The sequence below is a fragment of the Herbaspirillum sp. GW822-FHT03A08 genome (genome assembly GCF_058801885.1).
On the sequence record NZ_JBXANR010000004.1, the window covers coordinates 122,490 to 136,249 of the forward strand.

Consider the following 13,760-nt stretch of genomic DNA (forward strand, 5'->3'; position numbering starts at 1 on the left):
TTTGCAACTGAACTCGCAACTGAATTTGCAATTAGATGCGATCCGCGCCGGGCGGCAACAATACGCGACTCGCCTCTGCTTCCCCTTGCCGGCACCGATTTGGTTCCCTGCCGCGCCCTCATGCCTGATTGACAACTATGCAGAAAAAAGTATTCATCAAAACCTTCGGCTGCCAGATGAACGAGTACGACTCGGACAAGATGGCCGACGTGCTCAACGCTTCCGACGGTCTGGTCAAGACCGACAAACCGGAAGACGCGGACATCATCCTGCTCAACACCTGCTCCGTGCGCGAGAAGGCGCAGGAGAAGGTGTTCTCCGACCTCGGCCGCCTGCGCGAGCTGAAGAAGAACAATCCCGATCTGCTGATCGGCGTCGGCGGTTGCGTGGCGTCGCAGGAAGGCGAAGCCATCGTCAAGCGCGCGCCCTACGTCGACATGGTATTCGGCCCGCAAACCCTGCATCGCCTGCCGCAGATGATCAGCGAGCGCCGTTTCAGCGGTCGTCCGCAAGTCGACATCAGCTTCCCGGAAATCGAAAAGTTCGACCACATGCCTCCGGCCCGCGTCGAAGGCGCGACGGCTTACGTGTCGATCATGGAAGGTTGCAGCAAATATTGCAGCTATTGCGTGGTGCCCTACACCCGCGGCGAAGAAGTCTCGCGCCGCTTTGAAGACGTGCTGACCGAAGTGGCCGGACTGGCTGAGCAGGGCGTCAAGGAAGTCACTTTGCTGGGCCAGAACGTCAACGCCTTCCGCGGTGAAATGGCCGATGGCGAGATCGCCGACTTTGCGCTGCTGATCGAATACATCGCCGACATCCCCGGCATCGAGCGTATCCGTTTCGTGACCAGCCATCCGAAGGAATTCACGCAGCGCCTGATCGACACCTACGCCAAGGTGCCGAAGCTGGTCGATCACCTGTACCTGCCGGCGCAACACGGCTCCGACCGCATCCTGGCGGCGATGAAGCGCGGCTACACGGCGCTGGAATACAAATCGGTGCTGCGCCGCCTGCGCGAAGTGCGCCCGAACATTGCGATCTCGAGCGACTTCATCGTCGGCTTCCCCGGCGAGACTGACGACGATTTCAACGCACTGATGAAGCTGATTACCGACATCGGCTACGACTCCAGCTTCAGCTTTGTGTTCAGCCCGCGTCCCGGCACACCGGCCGCCAACCTGGCCGACGACACGCCGTATGAAGTCAAACTGAAACGCCTGCAGCATCTGCAAGCCGTGGTGCAAGACAACGCCAACAAGATCAGCCAGAACATGATCGGGTCGGTACAACGCATCCTGGTGGAAGGCCCGTCGAAGAAAGACCCGAACGAGCTGCAAGGCCGCACTGAAAACAATCGCGTGGTCAATTTCGACGGCGGCCCGAACGGTGCGCGCCTGATCGGACAGATGGTCGACGTCTCGATTTTGCAAGCGTTCTCGTTCTCGCTGCGCGGCGAGATCGTGGTCAAACAATAATTCAGTCCAATCAAGTTCTACTTACCTTACCGAAACCGAGCCAGATTGAAAAAATCACCCAGCCAGCCTCACTACTTCATCCCGCAACCGCTCGACAATAAACGTCTGGCGAATCTGTGCGGTCCTTTGGATGAAAACCTGAGGCAAATTTCGTCCGCGCTCGACGTGACGATTTTCCGCCGCGGCGAAAAGTTCATCGCCAGCGGCACCAACGCCGAGCGTGCTGCAGCTATCCTCGAACGGTTTTATGCATTGGCGGACAAGCCGGTGTCGGTCGAAGACGTACAGCTGGCGCTGGTGGAGCAACGCGCCACCGCGACCATCGACGCTGAACTGGGCGATGCCGAAGCCACCATCGACAAGATCGAAAAAACCGAGATCGAAAGCCCGGTGCTGAAGACGCGCAAGCATGACCTGCGCGGCCGCACGCCGCATCAGGCCGAATACCTGCATGCGATTCTGGAACACGACATCACTTTCGGCGTCGGCCCGGCCGGCACCGGCAAGACCTACCTCGCGGTCGCCTGCGCGGTCGATGCCCTGGAGCGCGACGCCGTGCAACGCATCGTGCTGACGCGTCCGGCCGTGGAAGCCGGCGAACGTCTCGGCTTCCTGCCCGGCGATCTGGCGCAAAAGGTGGACCCGTACCTGCGCCCGCTGTACGACGCGCTATACGACCTGCTCGGTTTCGACCGTACGCAGAAGCTGTTCGAGAAGCAAGCCATCGAAATCGCGCCGCTGGCATACATGCGCGGCCGCACGCTGAACCACGCTTTCATCATCCTCGACGAAGCGCAGAACACGACTCCGGAACAGATGAAGATGTTCCTGACACGTATCGGTTTTGGCAGCAAGGCGGTCGTCACCGGCGACGTCACGCAGATCGACTTGCATCACGGCCAGAAGAGCGGTCTGATTGATGCCCTGAATGTGCTACACGATGTGCGCGGCATCGCCTTCTCGCGCTTCACCAGCAGCGACGTGGTGCGCCATCCCATGGTGGCGCGCATCGTCGACGCCTATGAAGCGGCTGCGCCGACCGGCAACGCTCACATTACGTCCAACAATGCCGTCAAACGTCTCAGCCAGGGCCTGACCCAGTCAGCCAAGCCACGCCATGCAAAAAAATAAACTGACCCTGTCCGTCCAGTATGCCGATCCACGCCTGAAAGAAAGCGTGCCGCGCCCGCAGATTCGCCGCTGGATCCAGGCGGCGCTGTTCGCGCCCGCCGAACTGACAATCCGCTTTGTCGATGCCGAAGAAGGCCAGACCCTGAACCGCGACTATCGCGGCAAGGATTACGCCACCAACGTGCTGACGTTTGCATATACGGAAGATGAAGACAGCGAAGTCACTCAGGCAGACATTATCCTGTGCACGGATGTGCTGGAAAAAGAAGCTGCGGAACAAAAAAAGCCGCTGCTGGATCATGCGGCGCATCTGATCGTCCACGGCGTGTTGCACGCTCAGGGCTACGACCACGAGGAAGAGGAAGAAGCGACCGAGATGGAAGCTTTGGAGACGGAAATTCTGGCGGGTCTGGGTTTTGGCAATCCATACGCGGATCGCAGCTAGGACGACATCTTAGCCATACCGGGGCACTGCATCGACAGCGCCTGCCTCGCTGCAACGCCATAAGACTGCACCTTCAAGCTGCAGCGATTTTCTCTGCTGTTCTGCTGTATTACTCCCCATCCCGATAGCGTTTCATCGCCGTACGCAGAAAACCCAACTGCCGGCTGAAGCGCGTGCAATGGTCGCAGATGCGCAAATGCCAGCGCAGCGCCAGCCGCCTGACAAATGACAATTCGCTATCTTGCGCCTCGCACAAGATGCGATGAGCTTCTTTGCACTTCATATGTTCACTCCTGATGCGCCATTGTAAATGACGCTGCACCCGCTATTGCGCCCCGATTCTCCGACGCCGTGCCTGTTAGTCGCGGCTCACTTCTTTTTCTTACATTTTGCTGACTATTTTCTCAATCATTTTCTGGATTTCCCGGCTTGTTGAGCCGGAGCAAAATAATTTAGCGATTTTTCTCTTTCTTTGTAAGAAGTCCCGATCTCCGCCGACCAAGGAGCATGAAGCCAAATGCCGGCCGCTGACCTGTTGAGCATCAAGGCTCACAAGTCAAAGCCCTACCGTCAAAGAGAAGGAGACGATCATGAACACCTCAGTCCCCGCTGCCATCGCAACAACTACCGCAACGGTACATCCGCTGTGGTTGCGCCTCACCCACTGGATCAATGCATTTTCAGTGGTGATCATGATCCTCAGCGGCTGGCGCATTTATAACGCCTCGCCGATCTTTCCCTTCGTCTTTCCGAAGGAATGGACGCTGGGCGGCTGGCTGGGCGGTGCGCTGCAATGGCACTTTGCCGCGATGTGGCTGCTGGCGGCCAACGGTCTCGTTTATCTCTTGATCAACCTGCTGACCGGGCGCGCACAGCGCAAATTCTTACCGCTGCGTCCGAGGGAAATCTTGCATGACTTCATGCAGGCCCTGAAAGGCAAGCTGCAGCACGCATCGCTGGATCACTACAACGCCGTGCAAAAGCTGGCTTATCTCTCCGTCATCGCAGATTTCGTGCTGATCATGATCTCTGGCCTGGCGATCTGGAAGTCGGTGCAACTGCCTTTGCTGCGCGACCTGATGGGCGGCTTCGACAATGCGCGCATCGTGCATTTCTTCGCGATGAGTTTTCTGGTGCTGTTTATCGTCGTGCATATCGTGATGGTGGCGCTGGTGCCGCGCACCTTGCTCGCCATGCTGCGCGGACGCTAAGAAAGGACATCATCATGATCAGAAAACCCAATCGCCTGCCATCCACCTTGGACAGCGAACTCATCATCAAGGACGCACGCCGCGAACTGGAACTGGCCATGCCATCGCGCCGCCTGTTCGGCAAGCGCGCGCTGACGCTGGGCGGCTTATCGCTGCTGACTGGTTGCGAGATCACCGACAACGAATCAGTCAATCGCATGCTCACTAAAATTTCGCGCATGAACGATGGCGTGCAGGCCTGGCTGTTCGATCCGAACCAGATGGCGCCGACTTATCCGGCGTCGATGATCACGCGGCCGTTTCCATTCAATGCGTTTTACGGCGAAGACGAGATCACCGAAGTCGACGGCGAAAAGTACCGCCTGGACATCAAAGGATTGGTCAGCAACAAGAAGTCGTGGACGCTGCCGGAGTTGCGCCGCCTGCCGCAGGTCGAGCAGATCACGCGCCACATCTGCGTGGAAGGCTGGAGCGCCATCGGCCGCTGGGGCGGCGTGCCGTTTGCCGGTTTCCTGAAACATATCGGCGCCGACCTGAGTGCGAAGTACATCGCGTTCCGCTGCGCCGACGATTACTACACCAGCATCGACATGCCGACCGCGCTGCACGCGCAAACCCAGCTGACGCTGACCTACGACGGCGAGATCCTGCCGCCGAAATACGGCTTCCCGATGAAGCTGCGCATGCCCACCAAGCTGGGCTACAAGAATCCGAAGCATATTGCTTCAATCGAAGTAACCAACAATTACCCCGGCGGTTACTGGGAAGACCAGGGGTACAACTGGTTCGGCGGTGCTTAGCAAGATGCTAAGTCCTTGCCGGGTTCATGGCGCTTTTGCCGCTTATTTATTATTTTTTTCCAGGAGATTCACATGAAAAAAGCACTCTCTACTTTGTTCGCCTGTCTGATGATGGCCGCCGTTTCGGGCGCCTACGCTGCCGACACCATGGCCAAAGACGATATGTCCAAGGATTCCATGTCCAAGGACAGCATGAAGAAAGATGGCATGAAGAAAGACAAGATGAAAAAGAAAGATTCCATGAGCAAGGACTCGATGGCCAAAGACGGCATGGCGAAGGACGGTATGGCCAAGGATGAAATGAAGAAGTAAGCAACAGGCTTCGTTTCTTTCGACATGTCCGCGGCATGCGCATGCTGCGGACATGTCCGTCGGGAAACTGTTGCAATTTCCGACATTCTGTCCGCTTCATTCGTTGTTCGCTCTGAGCAGGAAATCGCGTTTTAGTAGATTTGTCATATATTTGTTGTATCCTATGGCTCATCGAAACAACGTCGGACCCACGGCTCACGCCATATGCAAGATCACCCTAGTAGCGTCAAATCCATTGACGCTAAACCACACCGTTCTTTATTTGAACGTCTCACTGCACTCATCTCCCCTGAACCTGAAAACCGAGCAGAGTTGCTCGAAGTCCTGCACGACGCCCACGAGCGCAATCTGATCGACGCCGATGCGCTGTCGATGATTGAAGGCGTGTTTCAGGTATCCGACCTGGCCGTACGCGACATCATGGTGCCGCGCTCGCAAATGGACACCATCGACATCACCAAACCGATCGAAACCTGGATGCCCGAAGTGCTGTCGACCTCGCACTCCCGCTTTCCGGCCGTCGAGGGAGAGCGCGACAAAGTGATCGGTGTTTTGCTGGCCAAGGACCTGCTGCGTTACTACGCGGAAGAATCCTTCGACGTGCGCGACATGCTGCGCCCTGCCGTCTTCATCCCCGAATCAAAGCGCCTCAACGTGCTGCTGCGCGACTTCCGCGCCAATCGCAACCATATGGCCATCGTCGTTGACGAATACGGCGGCGTTGCCGGCCTGATCACGATTGAAGACGTGCTGGAACAAATCGTCGGCGACATCGAGGACGAATACGATTTCGATGAGGAAGAAGACAACATCCTCGCCATCAAAGACGGCGCCAACGGTCCGCGCTGGCGCATCAAGGGATTGACCGAAATCACCCAGTTCAACGAAACGCTGGAAACCGAATTCTCCGACGAAGACGCCGACACGATCGGCGGCCTGGTCGCCAACCATCTCGGCCGCGTGCCGCGCAAGGGCGACGAGTTCGACATCGCCGGCATGCACTTCGAAGTGCTGCGCGCCGACGCCCGCCAGGCCCATGTGCTGCTGGTGGAAAAACTGCCGGAAACCCCGGCAGCCGGGGACGAAGAATAAGTTTCCCTGCGTGAATCTCCCGACTCAATCCCCTGCCGGCGCCAACACCGCAACGGATGCGGCCAACATCGCCGGCGCCACTGACTCCACTGCGCTTACACGATGGACACCGCTCATCGCCTTACTGGCCGGCGTGCTCAACGTGCTGGCCTTTGCGCCCTTCAACATCTGGCCGATTCAGATCCTGACGCTGGCGTGGCTGTTCCGCCAGGTCAGCCGCACCGCCTCGTTCCGTCGCAATGCGCTGACCGGCTGGCTCTACGGCTTCGGCTGGGCGGCGTGCGGCGTGCACTGGCTCTACATCAGCATGCACGACTATGGCGGCATGGCGGGATGGATGGCGGCGCTGGCAGTCGGTTTGCTGGCGGCCTATGTCGGCATTTACGCTGCGCTGGCAGCGGGATTGGCGAACTGGCTCAGGCAGCGTTGGCAAGTATCGTCTGCAGTGCTGTTATTACTGGTGTTGCCGGCTTTGTGGGCGTTATCGGAATGGGTGCGCGGCTGGCTGTTCACAGGGTTTCCCTGGCTGACTTCCGGCTACGCGCATAACGTCGGCCCGCTGGCAGGTTTTGCACCGGTCATCGGCGTCTACGGCCTGGCCTGGATCGCCTCCGTGATCGCCGGTTGCCTGGCGATGGTGAGCCTGCGCGCAGGCCGGCGTATTCTGCCCGCCGCGCTGGCGGTTTTGCTGGCGTGTACCGGTGCAGCGCTGCATCAAGTGCAATGGACGACGCCGGTGGGACAACCTATCACTGCGCGTTTGCTGCAAGGGAATATTCCGCAGGAATTGAAATTCTCCAACGAAGCACTGCTGTCGACGCTGAACATGTACGACGAGATGATCCGCAGCGCGCCCGCCGATCTGATCGCCACGCCGGAAACCGCTGTGCCGTTGCTGCCGCAGCAATTGCCGCCGGATTATCTGACGCGCCTGATTCGTTTCATCCAGACCTCCGGCAGCCATCTGGCGCTGGGCATCCCGCTGTCGGACGGCCCCAACCAGTATGCCAACAGCGTGATCGGTTTTTCGCCCGATCCGGCCAGCGCCAAAAGCCCTTATCGCTATGACAAGCACCATCTGGTGCCTTTCGGTGAATTCATTCCCTTCGGCTTTCGCTGGTTTGTCGACATGATGAGCATTCCGCTGGGCGACATGACGCGCGGCAAGCCGCTGCAGATGCCGTTTGCGGTCAGGCAGCAATGGGTCATGCCGAATATCTGCTACGAAGATCTGTTCGGCGAAGAAATCGCCGCCCAGCTCGGCGGCGCCTACTACGCCGGTCAGCCTCAGGCCAGCATCTTGCTGAATCTGTCGAATATCGCCTGGTTCGGCAACTCCATCGCGCTGCCCCAGCATTTGCAGATCTCGCAGATGCGCAGCCTGGAAACCGGCCGCCCGATGCTGCGTTCGACCAATACCGGCGCGACCGCCGTGATCGGACCAAATGGTCAGGTGATCTCCGAATTGCAGCCTTACACGCGCAACATGCTGAGCGCTTCGGTGCAAGGCTATCAGGGCCAGACGCCTTACATTCTGTTCGGCAACAAGCTGATGCTGGCGCTGGCGCTCGTCTCGCTGGCGGCGGCCGGGCTGCTGTCGCGCCGCAAGCGCCCGGTTTAAGCGCAATTTCCTCGCTTTATTCTTCCGCGTTCCCCCGTATTCCTCCATGCGGGGCGCATAAGCACCCCAAAAACCGCTAAAATTCAGGGTTTTAGCAATTCCTTGCCTGCCGTCACCGGCAACCACAAAAAAGATGCTCACATTTCAACAGATCATTCTCAAGCTGCAAGAATATTGGGATGCGCAAGGTTGCGCATTGCTCCAGCCGTACGACATGGAAGTCGGCGCCGGCACGTCGCACACTGCGACCTTCCTGCGCGCCATCGGACCTGAGCCCTGGCGCGCTGCCTACGTGCAACCGTCGCGCCGCCCGAAGGACGGCCGCTACGGCGAAAACCCGAACCGCATGCAGCACTACTACCAATACCAGGTCGTGCTGAAGCCGGCGCCTGAGAACATCCTCGATCTGTACCTCGGCTCGCTGGAAGCCCTCGGCCTCGACCTCAAGCAAAACGATGTGCGCTTCGTCGAAGACGACTGGGAAAACCCGACCCTGGGCGCCTGGGGCCTGGGCTGGGAAGTCTGGCTCAACGGCATGGAAGTGACGCAGTTCACTTACTTCCAGCAAGTCGGCGGTCTCGACTGCAAACCGGTGCTGGGTGAAATCACCTACGGCATTGAGCGTCTGGCGATGTATCTGCAAGGCGTGGAAAACGTCTACGATCTGGTCTGGACCGAATGGGTCGAAAACGGCATCAAGAAGAAGCTGACCTACGGCGACGTGTTCCATCAAAACGAAGTCGAGCAGTCGACCTTCAACTTCGAATACTCGAATACCGACTTCCTGTTCTCGCTGTTCGGCAACTATGAATCTGAAGCCAAGCGCCTGCTCGAAGTCCCGCTGGCATTGCCTGCGTACGAAATGATCCTGAAGGCGGCACATACCTTCAACCTGCTCGATGCACGCGGCGCGATTTCGGTGACTGAACGCGCGGCCTACATCGGCCGCATCCGAAATCTGTCGCGCGCCGTGGCGCAGGCGTATTTCGAATCGCGCGAGCGTCTCGGCTTCCCCATGGGCGGCGCAGCGGATGCCGCGCGCCAAGCTGCCTGAACGCCTGAGCATGTATTGACCGGATCGCGCATCGGCTGACAGCAGCCGGTGCTCCAGACAAGCAAGAAAACAGAAAATGACTCAAACACTTTTAGTAGAACTCCTGACCGAAGAACTGCCACCGAAAGTGCTCGCCAAACTGGGCGACGCCTTTGCCAACGGCATTTTCAACGGACTGAAAGCACGCGACTTTCTCGAAGACGGCGCGGTCGCCACGGCTTACGCCACGCCGCGCCGCCTGGCGGTTGCCATCACCAAGGTACGCGCCACCTCGCTGGATAAAGCGATCCGCGAAAAAGTGCTGCCGGTCAGCGTCGCCCTCGATGCCGAAGGCCGCCCGTCCGCACCGCTGGTGAAGAAACTCGCTGCGCTGGCCGCGCAAGTCGGCATCACCGTCATCACGCCGGACCAGTTGGAACGCGCGCAAGACGGCAAGGCCGAGAGCTTCTTCTACACCTACACCGCCAAGGGCTCGGCGCTGCAAAACGGCCTTCAGACTGCACTGGAAGAATCGGTCGCCAAGCTGCCGATCCCCAAGGTCATGAGCTATCAGCGCCAGCACGGCCGCGCTGCGGGTGACACCGTGCACTTCGTGCGCCCCGCGCATCGCCTGATCGCGCTGCATGGCGCCAATGTCGTGCCGCTGAACATTCTCGGTCTGGATGCCGACAAGATCACGCAAGGCCATCGCTTCCTGTCGCAAGGCGCGATCGCGGTTGACTCACCGGAATCGTATGTCGAAACCCTGATCAGCAAAGGCAAAGTCATTCCCGGCTTCAACGAGCGCAAGGAAAAGATTCGCCTCGACTTGCTGGGCAAGGCCGGCGACGACAAGGTACTGATGCCTGAATCGCTGCTGGACGAAGTCACGGCGCTGGTCGAATGGCCGGTGGTCTACGAATGCAAATTCGATGATCAATTCCTGGCCGTGCCGCAGGAATGCCTGATCCTGACCATGCAGACCAATCAGAAATATTTTGCGCTGACCGATGCCAGCGGCAAGCTGCGCTCGCGCTTCCTGATCGTCTCCAATCTGGAAACGCCGGATCCTCGGCACATCATTCAAGGTAACGAGCGCGTCGTGCGCCCACGCCTGTCGGATGCGAAATTCTTCTTCGAGCAAGACAAGAAGAAGTCGCTGGCCGACCGCGTGCCGCTGCTGGGCAACGTGGTGTATCACAACAAGCTGGGCAACCAGCTGCAACGCACCGAGCGCGTCAAGGCGCTGGCCGGCGCAATTGCCAGACTGCTGGGCAACGACGTGGCACTGGCTGAACGCGGCGCCTTGCTGGCCAAGGCCGATCTGCTGACCGACATGGTCGGCGAGTTCCCCGAGCTGCAAGGCATCATGGGAACCTACTACGCGCGTCATGACGGTGAGCCGGACGAAGTGGCGCTGGCAGCCTCCGAACACTATCAGCCGCGCTTTGCCGGCGATGCGCTGCCTGCCTCGGCAACCGGCACCGCTGTCGCACTGGCAGACAAGCTGGAAACCCTGGTCGGCATCTGGGGCATCGGGCTGCAACCGACCGGCGACAAGGATCCGTTCGCACTGCGCCGCCATGCGTTGGGGATCCTGCGCATGCTGGTTGAAAAGCGCCTGCCGCTGGCGCTTCCGGCTTTGCTGAAAGAAGCCGTGAGCCTGTTCGCCGGCAACAGCAACTTCAAGGATCCGAGCGCCGACGTCAGCGCCTTCTTCTACGACCGCCTGCGCGGCCTGCTGCGCGAGCGCAATTACTCGCCCAACGAGATCGAAGCCGTGGTCGCGCAACAGCCGGAAGTGCTGGACAACATCACCGAGCGTCTCGACGCGGTGCAGGCATTCGCCGCATTGCCGGAAGCCGAAGCACTGGCTGCCGCCAACAAGCGCATCACCAACATCCTGAAGAAGATCGAAGGCGGCGTGTCTGGCACCGTGCAAAACGGCCTGCTGCGCGAAGCCGCCGAGCAGGCGCTGTACTCCGCCATGCTGCTGTTGAAGCCGCAAGTCGATGCGGCGTATGCCCAGGGCAACTTCAGCGGCGCGTTGAAAGCGCTGGCACAATTACGCCAGAACGTTGACGCCTTCTTCAACGACGTCATGGTCAACGCCGAAGACGAACAACTGCGCAACAACCGCCAGGCATTGCTGGCCGAGTTGCATCAGATGCTCAACCAGGTGGCGGATATTTCCAAGCTGGCTGCATAAGGTTCATACGGTTCTCAGGGATAGGGTAAGAACAACATGAAGCTGATTATTCTGGACCGCGATGGCGTGATCAATCACGACTCCGACGCGTTCATCAAGTCGCCGGCAGAGTGGATCCCGATCAAGGGTTCGCTGGAGGCCATCGCTCGTCTGAATCAGGCGGGATATCGCGTGGTCGTGGCGACCAATCAGTCCGGCGTCGGCCGCGGCCTGTTCGATATGATGACGCTCAACGCGATCCATCAGAAGATGCACAACGCCGCGCAGCAAGTGGGCGCGGATATCGACGCGGTATTTTTCTGCCCGCATGCCGCCGACGACAATTGCGATTGCCGCAAGCCCAAGGAAGGCATGTTCAATGAAATCGCCAAGCGTTTCGGCGTCAGCCTGCGCGGTGGCGTGATTACCGTCGGCGATTCGCTGCGCGATCTGCAGGCCGGTTTCAAGGCCGGCTGCGCGCCCTATCTGGTCCTCACCGGCAAGGGCGAAAAGACGCGCGAAAAAGGCGGCCTGCCGCCAGGAACACTGGTCTATCCCGATCTCGCCAGCGTGGTCGACTTCATCTTAAAAGCGCCGGTAGAAGTGTCGGTTTAGGTTCCGCCGGGGCCTCGTTGTTGACGAGCCCGGCTGAATCGTCCAAGGGAGATTGAATTTTGCGTATCAACCTGTTTTTGCGTTCCGTTCTGTTCACACTGATCATGGCTGTGGTAACCATCGTCTGGTCGATGGCCTGCATCCTGTTTGCCCCCTTCCCGTATGCCAAGCGGTACTACCTGACCTCGCGCTGGAACGTCATCGTGATCTGGGCGGCGCGCGTGATCTGCGGCATTCGCTACCAGATCAAGGGCATGGAGAATCTTCCTGATGCGCCGGTGATCCTGCTGTCCAAGCATCAGTCGGCATGGGAAACGATTTTCTACGTGATCAGCATGCCGCGTCCGCTGGTGTTCGTATTCAAGAAAGAGCTGACCTACATTCCCTTCTTCGGCTGGGGTATTGCGCTGCTGCGCATGATTCCGATTGACCGCAGCAAGGGCCGCGACGCCTTCAGCCAGGTGGTGGTGCAAGGCCGCAAGCGCCTCGCCGACGGCCAGTGGGTGATCATGTTCCCGGAAGGCACGCGCATTCCCGTGGGCCAGGTGGGCAAATACAAGCACGGCGGGTCGCGCCTGGCGGTGGAAACCAATACGCCGGTGGTGCCGATGGCTGTGAATGCCGGAGAATGCTGGCCCAAGGGCTCGTTCATCAAAAAACCGGGAATCATTACCGTGTCGATCGGCAAGCCGATCTCGCCGGAAGGCCTGGATCCCGCACAATTAAGCCAACGCGTCGAAAATTGGATAGAATCAGAGATGCGCGTGATTTCCCCGGCGGTTTATGCCGCTGTAGATAAAAAGAACTGACCATCGGCCCCAATACATTGAAACTGCTTCGTCATTCACAGCCCGATCCTAACCAGCTAACGCTGCAACTGGATTTCTTCACTCCGACGCCGCTTGAGACGAAGCAGGAAAACCCGCCACCGGCGTTTGTCGAACCCGAGCCATCCATCCCTGCACCGGAGCTGACGCATCAGTCTCCGTTGCCGCCGATGTCGCCTCCGATCGGCCGTCCGGCCGATGGTATGCGCCGCATCCAGCTGGGTGAACACCACATCGACTATGCCTTGCTGCGTTCCAAGCGCCGTTCGATCGGTTTCCTGATCAGCGACGAAGGCTTGCGCGTAACGGCGCCGAAATGGGTGACGCTGGGAGAGATTGAAAACGCCATCCGCGAAAAGCAACGCTGGATCTTCACCAAGCTCAATGAGCGCCGTGAACGCTCGGCGCGGCGCCTGCAACCGCAGATGCAATGGCGCGACGGCGCAACACTGCCGTATCTCGGCCAGGACGTAACGCTGCGCATCCGCGCCAATCAGGCGGCCGGCATTGCGTATGATGAAGAGACACTGGAATTGACCGTAGGGCTGCCGGCAGATGCCGGCGAACAGCAACTGAAAGACCGCGTGCAAGGCTGGCTACAAGCGCGGGCCAAGGAAACCTTTGCCGCCCGCCTGCCGATTTACGCAGAGAAACTCGGTGTGACGTATCAGTCTTTCGCCCTGTCGTCGGCAACGACGCAATGGGGTTCATGCACGGCCGACGGACGTATTCGCCTGAACTGGCGGCTGATGCATTTCGCCCTGCCGCTGATCGATTACGTGATCGCACACGAGCTGTCGCATCTGCGCGAGATGAACCATAGCCCGCGCTTCTGGGCGACGGTGCAATCGATCTTCCCTGAGTTTGAAACGGCAAAGCGGGCATTGCGCGAGAGCGCGCCGGAAACCCTGCCGATTTTCTGATATTTTGATTTTCTGAACGGCCTGCTCGTACGGTGCGTTATCGCACCACTACGAGCAGGCCTTTTTCTTTTTGCCGCAAGCGCC

General features: G+C 59.1%; 14 protein-coding genes. 13 read left to right on the plus strand and 1 reads right to left on the minus strand.

Annotated elements, in window-relative coordinates:
- Positions 1 to 137: 137 nt before the first annotated feature.
- The 3 genes from miaB to ybeY are packed head-to-tail and all read left to right on the plus strand — an operon-like array spanning position 138 to position 3,054.
- Complete coding sequence (gene miaB, locus AC1RN6_RS13720) at positions 138 to 1,478, plus strand: tRNA (N6-isopentenyl adenosine(37)-C2)-methylthiotransferase MiaB (protein WP_493005999.1); 1,341 nt, start codon at positions 138 to 140, stop codon at positions 1,476 to 1,478.
- Positions 1,479 to 1,523: 45 nt separating this feature from the next.
- Positions 1,524 to 2,609, plus strand: coding sequence for a PhoH family protein (locus tag AC1RN6_RS13725; RefSeq protein WP_493006000.1), 1,086 nt, complete (start codon positions 1,524 to 1,526; stop codon positions 2,607 to 2,609).
- Positions 2,596 to 3,054: an rRNA maturation RNase YbeY gene (gene ybeY / locus AC1RN6_RS13730; protein ID WP_493006001.1), complete on the plus strand. Its 459-nt coding sequence runs from the start codon at positions 2,596 to 2,598 to the stop codon at positions 3,052 to 3,054. Before AC1RN6_RS13725 ends, ybeY begins: the two co-directional genes overlap by 14 nt.
- Before the next feature lie 109 nt (positions 3,055 to 3,163).
- Here ybeY and AC1RN6_RS13735 read toward each other — a convergent pair whose 3' ends face one another.
- Positions 3,164 to 3,337 carry a zf-HC2 domain-containing protein gene (locus tag AC1RN6_RS13735; protein WP_493006002.1) on the minus strand — a complete coding sequence of 58 codons (174 nt, stop codon included), beginning with the start codon at positions 3,335 to 3,337 and terminating at the stop codon, positions 3,164 to 3,166.
- A gap of 307 nt (positions 3,338 to 3,644) precedes the next feature.
- Here AC1RN6_RS13735 and AC1RN6_RS13740 point away from each other — a divergent pair, with 307 nt between their 5' ends.
- From AC1RN6_RS13740 to AC1RN6_RS13785, 10 genes are all read left to right on the plus strand, one after another.
- On the plus strand, positions 3,645 to 4,265 hold the full coding sequence (locus AC1RN6_RS13740; RefSeq protein ID WP_493006003.1) for a cytochrome b/b6 domain-containing protein: 621 nt from the start codon (positions 3,645 to 3,647) through the stop codon (positions 4,263 to 4,265).
- Between the two features lie 14 nt (positions 4,266 to 4,279).
- On the plus strand, positions 4,280 to 5,065 hold the full coding sequence (locus AC1RN6_RS13745) for a molybdopterin-dependent oxidoreductase (protein WP_493006004.1): 786 nt from the start codon (positions 4,280 to 4,282) through the stop codon (positions 5,063 to 5,065).
- Between the two features lie 72 nt (positions 5,066 to 5,137).
- Positions 5,138 to 5,377 (plus strand): pentapeptide MXKDX repeat protein, encoded by a 240-nt coding sequence (locus AC1RN6_RS13750; RefSeq protein ID WP_493006005.1) that lies wholly within the window; start codon positions 5,138 to 5,140, stop codon positions 5,375 to 5,377.
- Positions 5,378 to 5,581: 204 nt separating this feature from the next.
- Positions 5,582 to 6,469, plus strand: coding sequence for a CorC family transporter (locus tag AC1RN6_RS13755; protein WP_493006006.1), 888 nt, complete (start codon positions 5,582 to 5,584; stop codon positions 6,467 to 6,469).
- Between the two features lie 10 nt (positions 6,470 to 6,479).
- Complete coding sequence (lnt, locus tag AC1RN6_RS13760) at positions 6,480 to 8,090, plus strand: apolipoprotein N-acyltransferase (protein WP_493006007.1); 1,611 nt, start codon at positions 6,480 to 6,482, stop codon at positions 8,088 to 8,090.
- A gap of 133 nt (positions 8,091 to 8,223) precedes the next feature.
- A complete protein-coding gene (gene glyQ, locus AC1RN6_RS13765) occupies positions 8,224 to 9,144 on the plus strand; it encodes a glycine--tRNA ligase subunit alpha (RefSeq protein WP_493006008.1) in 921 nt (306 codons plus the stop codon).
- Positions 9,145 to 9,220: 76 nt separating this feature from the next.
- Positions 9,221 to 11,332 (plus strand): glycine--tRNA ligase subunit beta, encoded by a 2,112-nt coding sequence (gene glyS, locus AC1RN6_RS13770; RefSeq protein ID WP_493006009.1) that lies wholly within the window; start codon positions 9,221 to 9,223, stop codon positions 11,330 to 11,332.
- Between the two features lie 36 nt (positions 11,333 to 11,368).
- On the plus strand, positions 11,369 to 11,926 hold the full coding sequence (gene gmhB / locus AC1RN6_RS13775) for a D-glycero-beta-D-manno-heptose 1,7-bisphosphate 7-phosphatase (protein WP_198361729.1): 558 nt from the start codon (positions 11,369 to 11,371) through the stop codon (positions 11,924 to 11,926).
- A 59-nt stretch (positions 11,927 to 11,985) separates the two neighbouring features.
- Complete coding sequence (locus AC1RN6_RS13780) at positions 11,986 to 12,735, plus strand: lysophospholipid acyltransferase family protein (protein ID WP_493006010.1); 750 nt, start codon at positions 11,986 to 11,988, stop codon at positions 12,733 to 12,735.
- A 17-nt stretch (positions 12,736 to 12,752) separates the two neighbouring features.
- Positions 12,753 to 13,676, plus strand: a complete 924-nt coding sequence (locus AC1RN6_RS13785; protein WP_493006011.1) for a M48 family metallopeptidase — start codon at positions 12,753 to 12,755, stop codon at positions 13,674 to 13,676.
- Positions 13,677 to 13,760: the final 84 nt, after the last annotated feature.

What these genes read in the sequence shown, in the direction of transcription:
- AC1RN6_RS13745 (WP_493006004.1), top strand. Translation starts at nt 4,280, where the DNA reads ATGATCAGAAAACCCAATCGCCTGCCATCCACCTTGGACAGCGAACTC.
- glyQ (WP_493006008.1), top strand. Translation starts at nt 8,224, where the DNA reads ATGCTCACATTTCAACAGATCATTCTCAAGCTGCAAGAATATTGGGAT.
- glyS (WP_493006009.1), top strand. Translation starts at nt 9,221, where the DNA reads ATGACTCAAACACTTTTAGTAGAACTCCTGACCGAAGAACTGCCACCG.
- gmhB (WP_198361729.1), top strand. Translation starts at nt 11,369, where the DNA reads ATGAAGCTGATTATTCTGGACCGCGATGGCGTGATCAATCACGACTCC.
- AC1RN6_RS13740 (WP_493006003.1), top strand. Translation starts at nt 3,645, where the DNA reads ATGAACACCTCAGTCCCCGCTGCCATCGCAACAACTACCGCAACGGTA.
- ybeY (WP_493006001.1), top strand. Translation starts at nt 2,596, where the DNA reads ATGCAAAAAAATAAACTGACCCTGTCCGTCCAGTATGCCGATCCACGC.
- miaB (WP_493005999.1), top strand. Translation starts at nt 138, where the DNA reads ATGCAGAAAAAAGTATTCATCAAAACCTTCGGCTGCCAGATGAACGAG.
- AC1RN6_RS13750 (WP_493006005.1), top strand. Translation starts at nt 5,138, where the DNA reads ATGAAAAAAGCACTCTCTACTTTGTTCGCCTGTCTGATGATGGCCGCC.
- AC1RN6_RS13755 (WP_493006006.1), top strand. Translation starts at nt 5,582, where the DNA reads ATGCAAGATCACCCTAGTAGCGTCAAATCCATTGACGCTAAACCACAC.
- AC1RN6_RS13735 (WP_493006002.1), bottom strand. Translation starts at nt 3,337, where the DNA reads ATGAAGTGCAAAGAAGCTCATCGCATCTTGTGCGAGGCGCAAGATAGC.